This window comes from Nonomuraea polychroma, assembly GCF_004011505.1.
Taxonomy (GTDB): Bacteria; Actinomycetota; Actinomycetes; order Streptosporangiales; family Streptosporangiaceae; genus Nonomuraea; species Nonomuraea polychroma.
This window is the reverse complement of the sequence record NZ_SAUN01000001.1, coordinates 6,145,220-6,163,125: the sequence shown is the minus strand read 5'-3', so window position 1 is coordinate 6,163,125 and position 17,906 is coordinate 6,145,220. Positions and strand designations below refer to the sequence as shown.

Sequence of the window (17,906 nt, the reverse complement as noted above, 5' to 3'; positions counted from 1 at the left end):
CGCTAATCAAATAGATCACTTACTGCGCCGGCCAAGGCCTGCAATGCGCTGGTGAAAGCCTCGGCGGGTGGCTTGACCAGGCCCGCTCCGACTTGTCCCGTTCCAGGGATCCGCCCCGCGATGCCGGTGTTGACCACGGGCAGCAGGCCCGTCCTGGCCACGAGCGTGACGTCGATTCCGACCGGCGTGCCGCGGAAGCCGAGGCCCGGTATCTGGTACGCGGGGTGCTCGGCGAGCGTGATCTCGTACATGGAGCGGGTGGCCCGCACCGCGTCGGCCACCTCGCCGCCCACGAACCGCACGATGGCCGGGGACGCCGCCATCGCGAACCCGCCCAGGCCGGACGTCTCGGTGATCGTGGAGTCGCCGATGTCGGGGTTGGCGTCTTCGGGGCCGTACGAGCCCAGGTAGAGCCCGTCGGGCACCCCGGCGGGACCGGTGAACCAGCGCCCGCCGAGCCCCGACACCTGGACGCCGAAGTCGGTGCCGTTCCTGGCCATGGCCACGACCATGGTCGAGCCGGGGATGTCGCGGGCCGCGTCCGTGCTGACCTTGGCCGCGGCCATGCCGGCATTGAGGAAGAAGTGGTCGTTGCCGTTGATGAAGCGCAGCACCTCCGCGGCGCGCGCGGGGGCGGCCTCGACCACGGCCGGGGCCAGCTCGCGCAGCAGCAGCGAGGTGGCGGCCCGGTTGCGGTTGTGCAGCTCGTCGCCCATCTGCAGGGCCTGCGCGATCAGCGAGCGCAGGTCGATCGGGCCGGTCCGCTCCAGCGTCGCGGCCAGTGCGGGCCCGAGCACCGCGTCCATCCAGCGCAGCCGGTCGAGGACCTCCGGCCCGTACGCGCCGTACCTGAGGACTTTGCCCAGGCCCTCGTTCAGCGAGCAGTAAGCGGTGCCGCCGTGCTCCTCGTCGTGCACCTCGAACAACCACATCGACGGGCTCACCACGCCCGCCATGGGTCCCACGGTTGCGTGCTCGTGGCAGGGCCGCAACGTGATCTCGCCGGCCGCCAGCTTGGCCGTCGCGTCGTGCTCGTCGCCCGCCAGGCCCTCCAGCAACATCGCGCCGATCAGCGCACCACGCATCGGCCCCGAGGCGCGTTCCCAGGTGATCGGCGGGCCCGCGTGCAGGAACGTGCCTCCGTCCAGCACCTCCGACGCCCGCCGCACCCCGACCAGGTACGGCCGTGCGGAGGTGAGCCGGCGCGCGGCCAGCTCGTTGGCGGCCTGCCTGCGCGGGTCGGCCAGCACCTTGACCAGCGCCTCCGCGGTGCCGGGGAGCGGCGGGCGCCAGTCCACCGGGGTCGTCGGCACGGCCTGCGCGGCCAGTGCCTCATCGAGCAGGACCGCGCCGACGGTGATCACGCGGGACGGGGCGGACATCGGGCTCATACGAGACTCCTGGCGTGCCGGGCGGCCTGGGCGTTGGACACGAACACCGCGGCGCCGGCCGCGCGCAGCGCGGCGGCCTGGCGGTGCAGGTCCTGCGGGTCGCCGAGGGTGCCGACGAGGGCCACCACGACGGCGGCGGGGGTCTGGGCGATGGCGGGCACGAGGGAGGAGGCCGGGTCGGGGTCGGCGCCGTGGCCCAGCACGACGTCCATGAGCACCACGTCGGTCTCGCGCGCCCGGGACAGGGCCTCCACCCGCAACGCAGGGTCGATCATCGGGTGCGCGCGTCCCCTGGTGTAGGCGTCGTCGCCGTAGTCGACGAAGTCGCCCTGTCCGGCGATCGCCGCCGCCTCAAGGCTGAGCGTGCCCCCGGCGTAGATGCCCTTGAGCGTCTTCCCGGAGGTCTCTCGCATGGCGCCCGGCCAGGAGGGCCACTCAGGGACGGGCCTGCCGAGGGTGTGCAGCGCCCGCTCGGCGGCCTCCGTGAGGTCTGCCGGGAGCAACGCCGACACCACCGGCGTGCGCAGCCCGGCCGCGGCCTCCTCCACGCGCCGCGCCACCTCGGGCGCCGGTGGCTTGGAGATCAGCACGATCAGCTCGGTGCCCGGGTCCTCGTCGAGCATGCGCAGCGCGCGCAGCGTCGACAGGCCGCCCACCTCGGCCGACAGGTCCCTGCCGCCCACGCCCAGGATGTGGCCGACGCCCGCGCCCGCCCAGTCGAGCAGCGAGGCGACCTGCTGCGCGCCGGTGCCCGACGCGGCCACCACGCCGACGGGGCCGGGGGCGAGAACGTTCGCGAAGCCGAGGCCGACGCCGCCGATCGAGGCGGTGCCGCAGTCGGGGCCCATCACCAGGACGTCCCGCTCCTCCGCCAGCTCCTTCAGCCGCCGCTCCTGCGCGACGGGCACGCCGTCGCTGAAGATCATGACGGGCAGGCCGGCCATGACGGCGTCGTACGCCTCGCAGAAGGCGTGCTCGCCCGGAACCGAGACCAGGACCAGATCGGCCGGGCCCCTGGTGGCCGCCGAGCGGGTGGTCAGCGGCGGCTGCTCCGTCGCGGTCCCCGGCCGCTGCAGCGTGGTGAGCTGCCGGTCGGCCTCGGCGACCGCGGCCTGCGGGTCGTGCGCCCGGACGGCGATCAGCAGGTCGCCAGGACCGGCCTCGGGAACGGTGAAGCCGAGATCCCTGACGACCGTGACGTTGAGGCCGGTCGCCATGGCGACCATGGCCGCCTCGACGCCCGGCAGGTCGGCCAACGCCCGGCTGACCCGCATGAGCTGGACCGAGTCGTAGTACGCTCCCTTGCGGACCAGCACCACCTCCCCGCTCACCGCTGCCCGCCCAGAGCGAGGACGGCGTGCACGCCGATGGCGACGCCCTGGGCGAGGTCGGCGCCAGAGGTGTGGCCGAGGCGGCGCAGGCGGCGCAGCGCCGGGTCGAGCGCCTGTCCGCCGGCGACGCCGCGCAGCACCGCGAGCACCTCGGGGCTGGCCTCGCCTCTGGCCGCGCAGTGCAGCAGCGTGGCCGACAGGGGAGTGGTACGCGTGCGCGCGTCGAACGTGACGGTCGCCCCGAGCCAGTCCGCCAGCCACACCGCCCGGTCCGCGCCCGTCGCCCTGCCCAGGTGCCGCAACGTCACCAGCAACCCCGCCAGCACGTCGTCACCGCTCGGTGTGAGCCCGGGCCCGAGTCCGATGAGCTGCTCGGCCGCCGTCACGACCCCCAGCAGCCACCCTTGCGCGCAGGCGGCGGCGAGCGAGGCGATCGCTCCGTTGCCGTCCAGGCCGGGCCGCTGATCGGCGGGTCGCGCCAGGATCGACGCGGCGCCGGCCAGCGACGCCGGATCGGCCGGTCCGAGGGGCGGCGCCGGATCCCACCAGCGGCGCACCCGCATGCTCAAAGGCCCCAGGTCGATCACCCGGTCACCCACCGCCGCCTCGTCACCCACCGTGACGTGCGGCAGCGGGCCCGCCAGCAGCACCGAGTTCGGGAGCCTGGTGGCCTCGCCCGTGATGACGGCGATCACCGAAGGCTCCAGATCGGTCCTGACCTCCAAATACACGCCGGCGGGGAAGGCGGCGAGCACGCGGGCGGGGCGGCGCGGCGACTCCAGGAGCGGCCGTACCGCCGCGCTGGCCGCGCCCGTGAGTTGGACGCGGGCACGCCGCGCGTGAGTACTGACCGTCACCGGACCTCCCAACCACTCTTGGAGCTGACCGTAGAACGGGCCGGGAACCCTCCGTACGGAGAAATTTGCCAACAGTCAGCGGGAAGGTTGGCTCTTCCTGACAGACCGCTTCCGGGGTCACAATCTCCCCATGGAGCCCCCCGTCCGTCTCGCCAGCACCGGAACGATCATCCACGGCGTGTCCGTCGAAGAGGTTCTGGGAGTGTCCACCCTCGCGGAGGCCAGGCTCATCGCCGGGGAGAGCGGGCTCGGGCGCATCGTCCAGCGGCTCAACGTCATGGAAGTCCCCGACATCCTGGCCTGGGTCAAGCCGCACGAACTGCTGCTCACCACCGGATATCCGCTGCGCAACACGCCGCAGTCGCTCGGCCGGCTCGTGGCCGATCTCGACGAGCGCGGCCTGGCCGCACTGGCGATCAAGCTCGGCCGGTACGTCGACGAGCTGCCCGACGAGATGGTCGAGCAGGCCGACCGGCTCGGATTCCCGCTCATCCTGCTGCCGAACGACGTCGGCTTCGACGACATCCTCAACCAGGTGCTGACCGACATACTCAACCGCCAGGCCGCCATGCTGGCCCGGGCCGAGGAGGCGCACCGGGCCATGGTGCAGGTGGTGCTGGCGGGCGGCGGGCTGGGCGAGGTCACCGCCGAGGTGGCGCAGCTGCTCGACGTGTCGGTCGCGGCCGTGGACGGCGCGGGCCACGTGCTGGCCACCGCCGGGCCCGCCGACCACGTCGCGGTGCTGCGCGAGTCGATCTCCCGCGAGGGCCCGCCGACCTCCCCGGCGCGGACGTCGGGGCGCGGGCGGGCGTTCGCCTCGGTGCCGGTGCTGGCCGGTGGGCACCATCACGGCAGGATCGTCGCCTACAGCCCGTCGGCGGCGATCAGGGACGGCGACGTCGGCATCCTGGAGCGCGCGGCCACCGTCGCCGCGCTCGTCGTCACCCGGCAGGAGGCGGTCAACGCCGTCGAGAGCAAATACCGCGCCGACTTCCTGCGCGACGTGCTCACCGGCCGGGCCGGCAGCATCGAGCGGGTCACGGCCCGGGCCAGGGCGTTCGGATGGGACCTGGCGCGGCCGGTGACCGTGCTCGTGGCCGAGCTCGACCCTGACGGGGACGAGCGCAGCGCACAGGACCGGCTGGTGTCGTGCTGGACGGCGGCGATCAGGCGGCACGACCCGCGGGGGGCGGTGGCCGGGTTCTCGCACGAGGTGGTGGCCGTGGTCGACGCCTCGATCGACGCCAGCCGGGTGGCCAAGGACGCGGCCTCGGCGTTCGCCGACGTGCCGCCCGCGACGTTCTCGACCGGCACGTCCCGGCCCAGCCCGGGCGCGGAGACGTTGCCGGAGGCGTACTCGCAGGCGTTGAAGGCGGCCAGGGTGGGCCGCCAGCTGCACGGCCCCGGCGCGGTCGCGCACTTCGACCAATTGGGCGTCTACCGGCTGCTGTCGCTGGTCAACGACACCGACGAGCTGCACGCGTTCGTCCGCGAGACGCTCGGGCCGCTGGCCTCCGACGACGACGCCGAGAACGCCGACCTCCGGCGCACGTTGCAGGTGCTGCTGGAGACGAACCTCAACGTGGCGGAGACCGCCAGGCGGCTGCACTTCCACTACAACACGCTGCGCTACCGGATCGGCAAGCTGGAGCGGATGCTCGGCAACTTCACCGACGACCCGCACCTGCGGCTCAACCTGACCCTGGCCCTGCACGTGTTGCGCATGCGGGGCATCTAGGCTGGAGCCTCGTGGACCTGGACTTCGAACTGCAATCCGACTACATCCCGCTGTGCGACCTGCTGAAGTACTGCGGGATCACGGAGACCGGCGGCATGGCCAAGCACCTGATCGCCGAGGGCATGGTGCTCGTGGACGGAGAGGTCGAACTGCGCAAAACCGCCAAAATCAGGGCAGGTCAGGTCGTGAGTGGGGAAGGATTCTCGATTCACGTCACGTAGTTCTTGCGTGTGCGCGAGGGTTTCACTGGTAGTCGGCGCAGATTTGGCAGATCATGCCCGTGTAGGAGCGTCCGGGCGGGCCTAATGTGCCCGCAACGGAACGTGGCGCCGGCTCAGCGAAAAACCAGCACAAAGGGGCCCTCATAGTGTGGGGATGGACCAAACACGGTGACGGCAAGCACCTGACTCCCGGAGAGGTGGTCAGGCCCGACGAGCGCTTGAGCTGGCCCAGAATGGTGGGCTTCGGCGCGCAGCACGTGATCGCGATGTTCGGCGCGACGTTCGTCTTCCCGATCGTCATGGGGCTGGACCCCAACGTCGCCGTGATGATGTCCGGCGTCGCGACGATCCTGTTCCTGCTGATCGTGAAGGGGAAGGTGCCCAGCTACCTGGGCACCAGCGCGTCCTTCGTCGGCGGCGTGTTCGCCATCAGGGCGGCCGCGGGCGGTGACACCGCCGGCGCGGACGCGATCGTGACCGGCGCGATCCTGGTCGCCGGCCTGGTGCTGGCGCTGGCCGGTCTCGCCATCCACTTCCTGGGTGTGGAGATCATCCACAAGGTCTTCCCACCCGTGGTCACCGGCGCGGTGGTGATGCTCATCGGGTTCGGGCTGGCGTTCGTGGTGGCGGACGTCTACTGGCCGCAGGACCACTGGGTGGCGCTCATCACGATGGTGATCACGTTCCTGGTGATCGTGTTGTTCAAGGGCTTCATCGGGCGGATCGGCGTGCTGATCGGGCTGGTCACCGGGTTCGTGCTGTCGTGGCTGCTGGACCGGGCGGCCGGGCCGGTCACGTCCGTGCTGCCCGGCCAGAACCTGCGGGACGCGGCGGGCAACCCCTGCCCGGTCGAGGGCACGTACTGCGTGGCCGCGGCGTTCCCGCACGACCGGGTGAACTTCGGCCAGGTGGCCCAGGCGGAGTGGTTCGGGCTGCCGGACTTCCATGGCCCCGACTTCCGCTTCTCGGCCGTACTGCTGGTGCTGCCCGCCGTCATCGCGCTCATCGCGGAGAACATCGGGCACGTCAAGGCCGTGGGCGAGATGACGGGGACGGACGTGGACCCCTACGTCGGGCGGGCGGTGATGGCCGACGGCGTCAGCACCGTGGTCACCAGCGCGGTGGGCGGCTCGCCGACGACGACGTACGCCGAGAACATCGGCGTCATGGCGGCCACCAGGGTCTACTCGACCGCCGCCTACTACATCGCCGGCGTGATCGCGATCTTCTTCGGACTCGTTCCCAAGTTCGGCGCGCTGGTCGCGGCCACGCCGGGCGGCGTGCTCGGCGGCGTCACCGTCATCCTGTACGGCATGATCGGGCTGCTCGGCGCCAAGATCTGGATCGAGAACCGGGTGGACTTCGCCGACCCGGTCAACATGGTCCCCATCGGCGCGGGCATCATCCTGGCCATCGGGCCCGTGAGCCACTTCATCGCCGGGGAGTTCGTCCTGGAGGGCATCGCGCTCGGCACCATCGTGGTGCTGGGCGGCTACCACCTGCTGCGGGCCATCGCCGGGCGGTCGCTCAAGCCGGCCAGGAGCGAGGCCGGGTGAAGCCGCCGCCGTTCGAGTACCACGCCCCCCGCGACCTCGGCGCGGCGTTGCGGACCCTCGCCGAGGTCCGGGGCAAGGTGCTGGCCGGAGGGCAGAGCCTGATCCCGATGCTCAACATGCGGCTGACCGCGCCGGAGCATCTCGTCGACATCAATCATGTGGCGTCGCTGGGCGGCATCGAGAGCTTGGAGGCGGGGGTGCGGGTCGGCGCGCTGGCCCGGCACTCCGAGGTGGCGCGGGCCGGCGCGCATCCCCTGCTCACGCGGGCACTGAAGCTGGTCGCCCATCCGGCGATCCGCAATCGCGGGACCGTGGTGGGCAGTCTCGTGCACGCCGATCCGGCCGCGGAGCTGCCGGCCGTACTGGCCGTCCTGGGCGGATCCGTGCGGGTCGCCCGGTCGGAGGGGGACGCGCAGGTGGAGCGGGACGTGCCGGCGGAGGACTTCTTCACCGGGCCCATGGAGTCGGCGGTCCAGCCTGGCGAGCTGGCCGTGTCGGCATATTTCCCGGCATTGGGCCGGCGGACCGGAGGCGCCTTCGAGGAGGTCGCCCGCAGGCACGGCGACTACGCGCTGGCCGGCGTCTGCGCCGTCGTCACGCTGGACGAGGAGGCCTTCGTCACCGCCGCCAAGGTCGCCTGCGTCGGGGTCGGCCCCGTGCCGGTGGTCGTGGACGTGGGCGAGGCGAGCGGGCACTGTCCCGTTCACGAGCTCGACTGGGCCGAGGTGGCGCGGCTCGCCCAGAGCGCGGTCGAGCCGGAGGACGACATCCACGCATCGGCCGCCTACCGCAGGCACCTCGTGGGCGTGCTCGCCGAGCGGGCGCTGCGCAACGCGGCCAGGGAGGCGGAGACCGGTGGAGCATGAGATCACGCTCGTCGTGAACGGCGCCGCCAGGCGGGTGAGCGTCCCCGCCCGCCGGCTGCTGTCCGACTGCCTGCGCCACGACCTCGGCCTGACCGGCACCCACGTGGGGTGCGAGCACGGCGTCTGCGGCTGCTGCACCGTGCTGCTCGACGGGCAGCCCGTACGCTCGTGCCTGACGTTCGCCGTCACCGTGGACGGCCGCGAGATCACCACCGTCGAGGGCCTCGCAGGACCGGACGGGCTCTCGCCCGTGCAGCGGGCCTTCGCCGAGTGCCACGGGCTGCAGTGCGGCTTCTGCACGCCGGGGTTCCTGTGCACGGTGACCGCCCTGCTGGCGGAGAACCCGGCGCCGACGGAGGAGGAGGTGCTGGAGGGCGTCTCCGGCAACCTGTGCCGGTGCACCGGCTACCAGAACATCGTCAAGGCCGTCCACCGGGCCGCCGAGCTGCTGGCGGAGGAAGCATGACGACGAGGTTGTTCGGGGAGTCCGTAGCACGCCGGGAGGACCCCAGGCTGCTCACCGGACAGGGTCGCTATCTGGATGACCTCGGGGGTGACGCGCTCGCCGCCGCGTTCGTGCGCTCGCCGCACGCGCACGCCCGCATCCGCGACATCGACGTCGGGCCCGCGCTGGACGTGCCGGGGCTCGTCGCCATCTACACCTGGGAGGACCTGCCCGAGCGCGTGGGCCGGGCGCTCCCGCTGCTCATCCCGCACCCGGCGCTCACGCACGGGCGCACCGCGTACCCGCTGGCCAGAGACGTCGTCCGGCACGTCGGCGAGCCGGTGGTGATGGTCGTGGCCGCCGACAGGTACGCGGCCGAGGACGCCTGCGCGCTCATCGAGGTCGACTACGAGCTCCTCAAGCCGGTCGTCGGCCTGGAGGAGGCCGTCCAGGGCGCCCAGCTCGTGCACGAGGACGTGCCCGGCAACATCGGCGCCCACCTCGTCCAGGAGGTCGCCGCCGCCGACGGGCGCGGCGCGCGGGAGGCCATCGAGACCGCGCCGCACACCCTGGCCTTCCGGCTCGACATCGAGCGCAGCGCCAGCATGCCGCTGGAAGGCCGCGGCGTGTACGCCCGATGGGACGGCTCGGATCTGCGGGTCTACTCCAGCACCCAGACCTCCACCAGCGTCCGCATGGCCGTCGCCGCCGCGCTCGGCCTGCCGCTGCCGAAGGTCGAGGTGATCGCGCCCGACGTCGGCGGCGGGTTCGGCGTGAAGATCGTGCACCCGTGGCCGGAGGAGATCGTCATCCCGTGGGCGGCCATGACGCTCGGCCGCGAGATCAAGTGGACCGAGGACCGCAGGGAGCACTTCATCGCGTCCGCGCACGAGCGCGGGCAGGTGCAGTACGTGCGCGTCGGGTTCGACGACGACGGGCGGGTCCTCGGGCTGGACGTGACGATTCTGCACGACCACGGCGCCTACACCCCTTACGGGATCATCGTGCCGATCGTCACCTCGACCCAGCTGCTCGGCCCCTACAAGATCGGGGCGTACCGGGTCGAGTTCAGCGCCGTCTACACCAACACCGTGCAGGTCACGCCTTATCGGGGCGCGGGCCGCCCGCAGGGTGTGTTCTGCATGGAGCGCACCATGGACAAGATCGCCCGGTACCTGGGCAAGGACCGGACCGAGGTGCGCTCGGCCAACTTCATCCAGCCGGGCGAGTTCCCGTACGACCAGCGGATGACCTTCCAGGACGGGCGGCCGCTGATCTACGACAGCGGGAACTATCCCGAGATGCTCCGCATGGTCAAGGAGCTGATCGGCTGGGACGACTTCGAGCCGGCGCCCGGCCGGGGCATCGGGATCGGCTGCTACGTCGAGGGGACCGGGGTCGGGCCCTACGAGGGCGGGCACGTGCAGGTGACCTCCGACGGCCGCGTGCACGTGTCCACGGGACTCACCTCCCAGGGTCAGGGACACGAGACGGTGTTCGCCCAGATCGCCGCCACCGAGCTGGGCGTGCCCATCGAGCGGATCAGCGTGGTCACCGGCGACACCCGCAGGTTCGGCTACGCCGTCGGCACGTTCGCCTCACGAGCGGCCGTCGTCAGCGGCAACGCCATCGCCCTGGCCTGCAGAAAGGTACGCGACAAGGCACTGCGCATCGCGGCCGACGCCCTCGAGGCCGATCCGTCGGACCTGCAGATCACCGACGGCGTGGTGCACGTGGCGGGCGCGCCGACCGCCTCCATCCCGCTGTCCACGGTCGCGGTGCTGGCCAACCCCCTGCGGTACGCCTTCGACGACGAGGCCGCCAAGGCCACCCAGTTCTCCGGCACCGCCTCCCCGGACCGGCCGCCGGTGGCCGAGGGCGAGGAGCCGGGGCTGGAGGGGCGCGATTACTACTCGCCGATCAGGTCAACGTTCGCGGCGGGCATGCACGCGGCCGTCGTCGAGACCGACCCGGACACGGCCGAGATCAGGATCGTCCGGTACGCGGTCGTGCACGACTGCGGCCGGCTCATCAACCCGATGATCGTGGAGGGGCAGATCCACGGGGGAGTGGCGCAGGGCGTCGGCGGCGCCCTCTACGAGCGCATGGTGTACGACGCGCACGGGCAGCTCGTCAACGCCTCCTTCATGGACTTCCTCATGCCGTACGCGACCGAGGTCCCCCGCGTCGAGACCGCCCATCTGGAGACGCCGTCGCCGCTCAACCCGCTCGGCATCAAGGGCGCGGGCGAGGCCGGGGTCATCCCGGTGTCCGCCGTCATCGCCTCGGCCATCGAGGACGCCGAGGGCATCGAGATCGACCGCATGCCCATCTCCCCGTCCGAGCTCTTCGGCCTGCGTAGCGCCCACGCGCGGTGATCCGGACGCCCTGATCGGCGCGTGGGTCCGCCGGACGGGGTACACGGGAATCAACCCGGCGGGGGACGCCCTGACCCGCCTCCACCAGGCATTCTCGATACCCGGCAACCAGCATGCGAAGCGATGTGACCAAGGTCGCATCGCATTGCTCTACAGCTTGTAGTACTACTTCTAGTAGATGAACTACAGCCTGTAGAGCTCAGGAGTCGACGGGGAAGATGGACGCACTTGACCTGGCACGGTGGCAGTTCGGGGTGACCACCGTTTACCACTTTCTGTTCGTGCCCCTGACCATCGGTCTGGGGATCTTCGTGGCCGGCCTGCAGACGGCCTGGCACCGTACGGGGAAAGAGCACTACCTGAAGCTCACGAAGTTCTTCGGGAAGTTGTTCCTGATCAACTTCGCCATGGGCGTGGTGACCGGCATCGTGCAGGAGTTCCAGTTCGGCATGAACTGGAGTGAATACTCCACGTTCGTCGGCGACGTCTTCGGGGCGCCGCTGGCGATGGAGGCACTGCTGGCCTTCTTCATGGAGTCCACGTTCCTGGGGCTGTGGATCTTCGGGTGGGACAAGCTGCCCAAGAAGGTGCACCTGGCGTGCATCTGGGCGGCGGCCATCGGGTCCAACCTGTCGGCCTACTTCATCCTCGCCGCCAACGCCTGGATGAAGCACCCGGTGGGCTACGAGGTCGTGGACGGCAAGGCCAGGATGACGGACCTGTGGGCGGTGCTGACGAACTCGACGGCGCTGGCCCAGGTGCCGCACGTGATCGGGGCGGCGTTCATCGTGGCGGGCGGCTTCGTGCTGGCCGTGAGCGGCTACTGGCTGCTCAAGACGCGGGCCGAGATGTGGCGCAGCGCGGCGCGGGCGGCGCTGGTGATGACCGCCATCGCGGGGGCGGTGGTCGCGGGCACCGGCGACATGTCGGCCAAGCTGATGTACGAACAGCAGCCCATGAAGCTGGCCTCCGCCGAGGGCCTGGAGCGCGACACCGCGGGCGCGGCGTTCACCGTCGCCCCGGGCATCGAGATCCCGAACGTGCTCAGCTTCCTCGCCACCAACGACTTCAACGCCACCGTCCAGGGCACCGAGGACCTGCAGCGCCGCTTCGAGCAGCGGTTCGGCCCCGGCGACTACCGGCCCGACCAGACGATCGTGTTCTGGTCCTTCCGGGTGATGATCGTCTTCGGGCTGGCCACGGTGGGCCTGTCGGTGCTGGGGCTGTGGCTGACCCGCCGCAAGCGCGCGTTCCCGCGGTGGTTGTCGCGGGCGTTCCTGCTCGCGCTGCCGCTGCCGCTGGCCGCGGTGATCGCCGGATGGCTGCTGAGCGAGATCGGCCGCCAGCCGTGGACGGTCGCGGGCGAGCTGCTGACCGCCTCCAGCGTGTCGCCGGGGGTGACGCTCGCCGAGGTGGCCATCTCGTTGACGATCTTCACGTTGCTGTACGGGGTGCTCGCCGTGGCCGAGGCCGTGCTGCTGACCCGGCACGTACGCAAGGGCGTCGAAGAGCCCGAACCCGTCACCGAGAAGACCGAGCGGCTTGAGCCGTCGCTGATGTACTGAGGAGGGACACCACCATGATCGATCTCTGGTTCGTCATCATCGCCTTCCTCTGGACGGGCTACTTCGTGCTGGAGGGCTTCGACTTCGGCGTCGGCCTGCTGGCGCCGCTCCTCAGCAGGAACGCCGCCGAGCAGCGGCAGAGCCTGCAGACCATCGGCCCGGTGTGGGACGGCAACGAGGTGTGGCTGATCACCGCGGTGGGTGCGATGTTCGCCGCGTTCCCCGCCTGGTACGCGGGCGTGTTCAGCGCGTTCTACCTGCAGGTCACGCTCATCCTGGTGGGTCTGATCGTGCGCGGCGTGGGCCTGGAGTGGCGCGGCAAGGTGAACGACCCGCGCTGGTGCGACCTGGGCATCATGGTCGGCAGCGGGCTGCCGGCGTTCCTGTGGGGCGCGGTCTTCGCCGACCTGCTGTTCGACAGCGCGCCCGCGGCCGTGCTCGGCGGCGCGTTCACGCTGGCGGTGTGCGCGCTGCACGGCGCCGTGTTCCTGACGCTCAAGACCACCGGCCCGGTACGCCGCCGCGCCCGCGTCGCGGCTCTGGCGGCGAGCGCCGTGGTCATCCCGGTGGCCGTGTTCGCGCTGTCCAATCTCGGCACGTTCCCCGCGCTGGCCGCCATGGCGGCGCTGGCCGCGGCCTCCGCCCTGATCTGGCGGCGCAGGGAGGGCTGGGCGTTCGCGGCCACCGCCGCGGCGATCGTGCTGGCCACGCTGGCGGTCTTCATGGAGCTGCGCGTGTCGCCGCTGCCCGGGCTGACGCTGGCCGAGGCGGCCTCCGGGGCGTACACGCTGACGATGCTGAGCTGGATCGGGCTGATCACCTTGCCGTTCGTGCTGGTCTACCAGGGGTGGACGTACTGGGTGTTCAGGAAGCGCGTTCAGCCGGCCCCAGCTAATTAGCGGGCGCGCCGCCGAGGTAGAGCTTGCCGAGCCGCGGATCGGCGGCCAGTTCGCGCGCCGGGCCGGAGATGTGCACGCGGCCGAGGTCGAGCACGCAGCCGACGTCGGCCATCTCCAGGGCCCGGCGCGCGTTCTGCTCCACCAGCAGCACCGCGACGCCGGTCCGGCGCATGAGGTCGATCTGGTCGAAGACCACCTGGGTGTTGCGCGGGTCGAGGCCCATCGACGGCTCGTCCAGCAGCACCACCTTCGGCTCCAGCATGAGCGCGCGGGCGAACTCGACCTGCTTCTGCTGCCCGCCGGACAGCAGCCCGGCCATGCTGCCCCACCGCTCGGCCACGACCGGGAACAGCTCCTTGACGGTCTCGATGCGGGCGTTCAGCCGGGCCTGGTCGCGGACGGTGAACCCGCCGAGCCGCACGTTCTCGGCCACGGTCATCTCACGGAAGACGCTGTGTCCCTGCAGCACGTGGGCGAGGCCGAGGCCGAGCAGGCGCTGCGGGGACAGGCCCGTCACGTCCTGCCCGGCCAGAACCACGCGGCCGGACCGGGGCGTGAGCAGGCCGCTGGCGACCTTGAGCGCGGTGGACTTGCCGGCGCCGTTCGGGCCGACGAGGCAGACGACCTCGCCGGCGCGGACGGTGACGCTCAGGCCGCGCAACACGAGCGCTGCCCTGCCGTACCCGGCCTCGACGTCCTCCAGGGACAACACGGTGTTCATGGGTCGCTCACCCTCCTCACTCGCTGCGTCGGGTTCACTCCTCTCAGACACCGAGATACGCCTCCAGCACACGCGGGTCGTCCCTGATCACGGACGGCGGGCCCGCGGCGATGGGCGCGCCCCGGTCGAAGACGATGACGTGGTCGCACATGCCCATCACCATGTCCATGTTGTGCTCGACGACCAGGAACGTGCGGCCCTCGGCGTTGAGGTCGCGCACGAGCGAGACGATGCGGTCGATCAGCGCCGGGTTGACGCCGCCCGCCGGCTCGTCGAGCAGCACCAGCTCCGGCTCGGCCATGAGGGCGGCGGCCAGCTCCAGGAGCTTCTGCTGACCGTAGGACAGGTCGCGGGCCTCGGCGTCCTCCAGGTGCTCGATGCCCATCCTGCGCAGCCAGTGCCGGGCCCGCTCGACCTCGCCCTTGTCGCGCAGGCCGGCCAGCAGCTCGCGCAGGCGGGTGCGGCGGACGGCGACCAGCATGTTCTCCAGCACCGTCAGGCGGGGGAAGACCCGGCAGAGCTGGAAGGTGCGGCCGATGCCGGCGTGCGCGATGCGGTGCGGCGAGTGGCGGGTGATGTCGCGGTCGCGGTAGAGCACCCGGCCCGCGTCCGGCTTGATCATGCCGGTGATGAGGTTGAAGAACGTGGTCTTGCCCGAGCCGTTCGGCCCGATCAGGCCGTTGATCTTCCCTTCGAGCAGCTCCACGGTCGCGCCGTCCACGGCCAGCACGCCGCCGAACGACTTGCTCAGCCCCTCGGTCCGCAGCGACGTCATGGCGTCACCCCCTGGAGCCGCTGCTCGGCCGTCTCGTCCGGAATGGACGGCCCGGCGCGTCTTCTGGTGAAGCGGGCGAGGATGCCGTCCGGCATGAACAACACGACCAGCACGAGCACCAGGCCCGTCGCGGTCAGGTGGATCTGCGTCTCGCCCAGCGCGATCAGGAAGTATTCCCCGGCCGGGGCCACGATGAGCGCCCCCAGCAGCGGGCCGAACAGGTGGCGCACGCCGCCGAGCAGGCTCATCAGCACCATGTAGGAGCCGATGAGGATGGAGAAGACGAAGATCGGGTCCAGGCTGCCGAACCAGACCGCGTAGAGCCCGCCCGCCAGCGCCACGAACAGGGCGGACAGGGCGAACGCCGTCACCTTGTACGCCGCGGTCGGCACGCCCAGTGACTCGGCCTTGTCCTCGTCCTCCCTGATGGCCCGCAGGCCCGCGCCGAAGCGGGAGCGGGAGACGTACCACCAGGAGGCCAGCGCGATCGCCAGCAGCGCCAGGAACAGGTAGAAGAACACCATGTGCGTCTGGCCGCGGTGCAGCCCGGGGAAGGGCGAGGGGACCTGCAGGCCGGTGGAGCCGCCGGTGAGGGAGCGCCAGCCCTGGACGACGAGGTTCATCATCGACACCAGCGCGATCGAGACGATCACGAAGGACGCGCCGCGCACCCGGACCGCCGCGATGCCGACGACCACGGCGAACACCGTGACCAGCAGCGCCGACGCCAGCAGCGCCACGACCCACGGGACCCCGGCGCGGACGACGAGGAGGCCGGTGCCGTACGCGCCGAGGCCGAAGAACGCCGAGTGGCCGAGCGAGACATACCCCGTGAATCCGCCCAGGAGGTTCCAGGAGGTGGCCATGGCGGCGTACATGACGGTCAGCGCGCCCGCGTACACGAGGTAGTAGTTGGGCACCAGAAACGGATAGGCGATCGCCAGCGCGGCAACCAGCAGGGGGAGCCCTCTAGAAGCGATGCGCAAGCCGGCCTCCGAAGAACCCCTGGGGGCGCACGAGCAGGGCCAGGAAGAGGAAGACGTAGAACATCATCGTGGCCCAGGTCGCGTCCACGGTCACCAGCACGAGGCCCTCGACCACGCCGAGCAGGACGGCGGCCAGCGCCGCGCCGATCACGCTGCCCAGGCCGCCGACGACGATGATGGCCATGAGCTTGCCGATCCACACCCAGTGCGAGGCGGGGAAGAACGGCGTGATCAACGCCAGGACCGTGCCGCCCACGGCGGCGGTGGCCAGGCCCACACCGAAGCCGTAACCGGCCACCCGCTCGGTCTGGATGCCGACCAGTCTCGCCGCCTCCCGGTGCTGGATGGTGGCCCGGAGCGACTGCCCGAACCGGCTCTTGACCAGCACCGCGAACAGCACGACGAGAGTGATCGCGGCGACCCAGAATGCGATGATCTTGTCGTAGGGGAGGTGCACGCCGCCGATGGTCAGGGAGCGGGTCGCGTACTCCATGCTGACCGACTTGTACGAGCCGGTGTAGAACGTGCCGAGCAGCCCCTCGATCGTCAGCGCGATGCCGAACGTCAGCAGCACCGACATCATCGCCAGGTTCTCCGGCGCCAGCCGCGCGATCAGCAGCCGTTGCACCGCCACGCCCAGTGCGAAGAACAACGGCACCGTCACCGGCAGCGCCAGGAACGGGTCGAGGCCGAACGCGGTGTGCACGGTGTAGGTCAGATAGGCGGCCAGGAACAGGAACGCCGGGTGTGCCACCATGACCACCCGCATCACGCCGAAGTACAGCGACAGGCCCGAGGCGAGCAGGGCGTAGAGGCCGCCCGTCAGCACGCCCAGGGCCAGTCCCTGCAGGAGCAGGCTCACCATTCCTTCTTCGGGTAGACGATGCCGGCGGTCTTGGCGTTCTCCGGCAGGACGATCTCGACCTTGCCGTTGACGTACTGCTGGATCATGTGCGCCTGCTCGGGCCTTCCCTGGTCGTCGAAGGACAGCGGGCCCACGACCGTGTCGAAGGTGCCCTGCCGGATGTGGTTCGCCAGCTTGTCCTGGCATTCGGGGGTCGGGTCCACGCACTTGACCGCGTTCACGGCCGCCTCGACGATCTGGCCCACGGTGTAGCCGTTCGCGGCGTCCTCGTTGGCCTGGCCGCCGAACATCTCCTTGTACCGCTTGACCATGTCCTGGTTGCCGGTGAACGTGGCGGTCGCCGACCAGCCGACGGGCGAGAGGATGTGCTCGGCCGCCCCCTTCACCGCGGCGGGGAACTCCGCGAGCGTCGGCCCTGTCGAGAAAGCCGCCAGCTTGGGCTGCACCTTCAGCTCCTGCAGCGCCCGCACCAGGCCCACCGAGTCCTCGAACTGCGTGCCGCCCACGACGATGTCCGGCTTGGCGGCCGCGATCTTGGCGGCGATGGGCGCGAAGTCGGTCGTCTCCGGCGGGTAGACCTCGTCCACCACCGTCTTGATCCCGGCCGCGGCCAGCTTGTCGCGCAGCCCGTACGCGGTGCCCTGCGCGAACGGGTCGTCCAGGCTCGCGTACGCCGCCGTCTTCGGCTTCTGGTCAGCCGGCAGCTTGAGTATGTATTCGGCCAGATAGTTGTAATGATCGCCGGCGATCGCCGGAGCCGCGTAGAACAGCCGCTTGAAGCCCTGCTCGAAGACCTCCTTGGCGGCCCCGGCCGGCTCCACGAAGAGCATGTTGTACGACTCCGCCACCTTCGCCGCAGGGATGACCAGCCGCGAGGAGAAGGGGCCGAACACCAGGTTGACCTTGTCCTGCGTGATCAGCGACTCGTAGTCCGAGCTGACCCGGTTGGGGTCGGAGGCGTCGTCGCGGAAGATCAGCTCGACCTTCCTGCCCAGCAGGCCGCCCTTGGCGTTCACCTGGTCGGCCCAGACCTGGTAACCCTCCTGGATGCCCTTGCCGGGCTCGGAGAAGTCGCCGGTCAACGGGAGCGAGATGCCGATCTTCACCGGCCCCGTCTGCCGGCCCGGCGTCTGGGCGCCGCCGGGTTCGTCGGTCTTGGCGCAGGCGGTCATCCCTAACGCGCATATCGAGATGATCGCCAGGCCTTTGAGAACTCTTGCCATCGAGGGAACCCCCGTCTGGAGAGGTGCCGCGTAAGCGCTTTCGGAAGCGCTTTCGGTTACGATTACACGGGATTCAGCCCCGGACAAGG

At 70.9% G+C, this 17,906-nt stretch carries 16 protein-coding genes; 8 read left to right on the top strand and 8 right to left on the bottom strand.

Annotated elements, in window-relative coordinates:
• Positions 1-2: 2 nt before the first annotated feature.
• Genes EDD27_RS28040 through EDD27_RS28030 form a run of 3 tightly spaced genes read right to left on the bottom strand, consistent with a single transcriptional unit; the run spans position 3 to position 3,579 of the window.
• On the bottom strand, positions 3-1,391 hold the full coding sequence (locus EDD27_RS28040) for a YlbE family protein (RefSeq protein WP_127935038.1): 1,389 nt from the start codon (positions 1,389-1,391) through the stop codon (positions 3-5).
• Complete coding sequence (locus EDD27_RS28035; RefSeq protein WP_127935037.1) at positions 1,388-2,722, bottom strand: FdrA family protein; 1,335 nt, start codon at positions 2,720-2,722, stop codon at positions 1,388-1,390. The genes EDD27_RS28040 and EDD27_RS28035 overlap by 4 nt, the downstream gene beginning before the upstream one ends.
• Entirely contained in the window at positions 2,719-3,579 is an 861-nt protein-coding gene (locus EDD27_RS28030; RefSeq protein WP_241564290.1) for an oxamate carbamoyltransferase subunit AllH family protein, read from the bottom strand. Before EDD27_RS28030 ends, EDD27_RS28035 begins: the two co-directional genes overlap by 4 nt.
• A gap of 130 nt (positions 3,580-3,709) precedes the next feature.
• Here EDD27_RS28030 and EDD27_RS28025 point away from each other — a divergent pair, with 130 nt between their 5' ends.
• The 8 genes from EDD27_RS28025 (at position 3,710) to cydB (ending at position 13,247) form a co-directional block, all read left to right on the top strand.
• Entirely contained in the window at positions 3,710-5,317 is a 1,608-nt protein-coding gene (locus EDD27_RS28025) for a PucR family transcriptional regulator (protein ID WP_127935035.1), read from the top strand.
• Positions 5,318-5,328: 11 nt separating this feature from the next.
• Positions 5,329-5,538, top strand: coding sequence for an RNA-binding S4 domain-containing protein (locus EDD27_RS28020; RefSeq protein ID WP_127935034.1), 210 nt, complete (start codon positions 5,329-5,331; stop codon positions 5,536-5,538).
• 143 nt (positions 5,539-5,681) lie between these two features.
• The gene (locus EDD27_RS28015; RefSeq protein ID WP_127941005.1) at positions 5,682-7,094 is read left to right on the top strand and encodes a uracil-xanthine permease family protein; all 1,413 of its coding nucleotides are present in this window, start codon (positions 5,682-5,684) and stop codon (positions 7,092-7,094) included.
• Positions 7,091-7,960 carry an FAD binding domain-containing protein gene (locus tag EDD27_RS28010; protein WP_127935033.1) on the top strand — a complete coding sequence of 290 codons (870 nt, stop codon included), beginning with the start codon at positions 7,091-7,093 and terminating at the stop codon, positions 7,958-7,960. The genes EDD27_RS28015 and EDD27_RS28010 overlap by 4 nt, the downstream gene beginning before the upstream one ends.
• The gene (locus tag EDD27_RS28005) at positions 7,950-8,426 is read left to right on the top strand and encodes a (2Fe-2S)-binding protein (protein ID WP_127935032.1); all 477 of its coding nucleotides are present in this window, start codon (positions 7,950-7,952) and stop codon (positions 8,424-8,426) included. Before EDD27_RS28010 ends, EDD27_RS28005 begins: the two co-directional genes overlap by 11 nt.
• Positions 8,423-10,783 (top strand): aerobic carbon-monoxide dehydrogenase large subunit, encoded by a 2,361-nt coding sequence (cutA, locus tag EDD27_RS28000; RefSeq protein ID WP_127935031.1) that lies wholly within the window; start codon positions 8,423-8,425, stop codon positions 10,781-10,783. The genes EDD27_RS28005 and cutA overlap by 4 nt, the downstream gene beginning before the upstream one ends.
• A 218-nt stretch (positions 10,784-11,001) precedes the next feature.
• Positions 11,002-12,348 carry a cytochrome ubiquinol oxidase subunit I gene (locus EDD27_RS27995; protein ID WP_127935030.1) on the top strand — a complete coding sequence of 449 codons (1,347 nt, stop codon included), beginning with the start codon at positions 11,002-11,004 and terminating at the stop codon, positions 12,346-12,348.
• A 14-nt stretch (positions 12,349-12,362) separates the two neighbouring features.
• Positions 12,363-13,247: a cytochrome d ubiquinol oxidase subunit II gene (cydB, locus tag EDD27_RS27990; RefSeq protein WP_127935029.1), complete on the top strand. Its 885-nt coding sequence runs from the start codon at positions 12,363-12,365 to the stop codon at positions 13,245-13,247.
• Here the strand turns inward: cydB and EDD27_RS27985 are convergent.
• The 5 genes from EDD27_RS27985 to EDD27_RS27965 are packed head-to-tail and all read right to left on the bottom strand — an operon-like array spanning position 13,240 to position 17,817.
• Positions 13,240-13,968 (bottom strand): ABC transporter ATP-binding protein, encoded by a 729-nt coding sequence (locus EDD27_RS27985; protein WP_127935028.1) that lies wholly within the window; start codon positions 13,966-13,968, stop codon positions 13,240-13,242. The genes cydB and EDD27_RS27985 overlap by 8 nt on opposite strands.
• A gap of 43 nt (positions 13,969-14,011) precedes the next feature.
• Positions 14,012-14,743 (bottom strand): ABC transporter ATP-binding protein, encoded by a 732-nt coding sequence (locus tag EDD27_RS27980; RefSeq protein WP_127935027.1) that lies wholly within the window; start codon positions 14,741-14,743, stop codon positions 14,012-14,014.
• Complete coding sequence (locus EDD27_RS27975; protein ID WP_206641686.1) at positions 14,740-15,729, bottom strand: branched-chain amino acid ABC transporter permease; 990 nt, start codon at positions 15,727-15,729, stop codon at positions 14,740-14,742. Before EDD27_RS27975 ends, EDD27_RS27980 begins: the two co-directional genes overlap by 4 nt.
• Positions 15,713-16,594, bottom strand: coding sequence for a branched-chain amino acid ABC transporter permease (locus EDD27_RS27970; RefSeq protein ID WP_127935026.1), 882 nt, complete (start codon positions 16,592-16,594; stop codon positions 15,713-15,715). Before EDD27_RS27970 ends, EDD27_RS27975 begins: the two co-directional genes overlap by 17 nt.
• Positions 16,588-17,817: an amino acid ABC transporter substrate-binding protein gene (locus tag EDD27_RS27965; protein WP_127935025.1), complete on the bottom strand. Its 1,230-nt coding sequence runs from the start codon at positions 17,815-17,817 to the stop codon at positions 16,588-16,590. Before EDD27_RS27965 ends, EDD27_RS27970 begins: the two co-directional genes overlap by 7 nt.
• Between the last annotated feature and the right edge of the window lie 89 nt (positions 17,818-17,906).

Bases quoted from the DNA above. Each gene is read 5' to 3' on its own strand.
- EDD27_RS28040 (WP_127935038.1), bottom strand. From the start codon at position 1,391: ATGAGCCCGATGTCCGCCCCGTCCCGCGTGATCACCGTCGGCGCGGTC.
- EDD27_RS28025 (WP_127935035.1), top strand. From the start codon at position 3,710: ATGGAGCCCCCCGTCCGTCTCGCCAGCACCGGAACGATCATCCACGGC.
- cutA (WP_127935031.1), top strand. From the start codon at position 8,423: ATGACGACGAGGTTGTTCGGGGAGTCCGTAGCACGCCGGGAGGACCCC.
- EDD27_RS27995 (WP_127935030.1), top strand. From the start codon at position 11,002: ATGGACGCACTTGACCTGGCACGGTGGCAGTTCGGGGTGACCACCGTT.
- cydB (WP_127935029.1), top strand. From the start codon at position 12,363: ATGATCGATCTCTGGTTCGTCATCATCGCCTTCCTCTGGACGGGCTAC.
- EDD27_RS27985 (WP_127935028.1), bottom strand. From the start codon at position 13,968: ATGAACACCGTGTTGTCCCTGGAGGACGTCGAGGCCGGGTACGGCAGG.
- EDD27_RS27980 (WP_127935027.1), bottom strand. From the start codon at position 14,743: ATGACGTCGCTGCGGACCGAGGGGCTGAGCAAGTCGTTCGGCGGCGTG.
- EDD27_RS27970 (WP_127935026.1), bottom strand. From the start codon at position 16,594: ATGGTGAGCCTGCTCCTGCAGGGACTGGCCCTGGGCGTGCTGACGGGC.
- EDD27_RS27965 (WP_127935025.1), bottom strand. From the start codon at position 17,817: ATGGCAAGAGTTCTCAAAGGCCTGGCGATCATCTCGATATGCGCGTTA.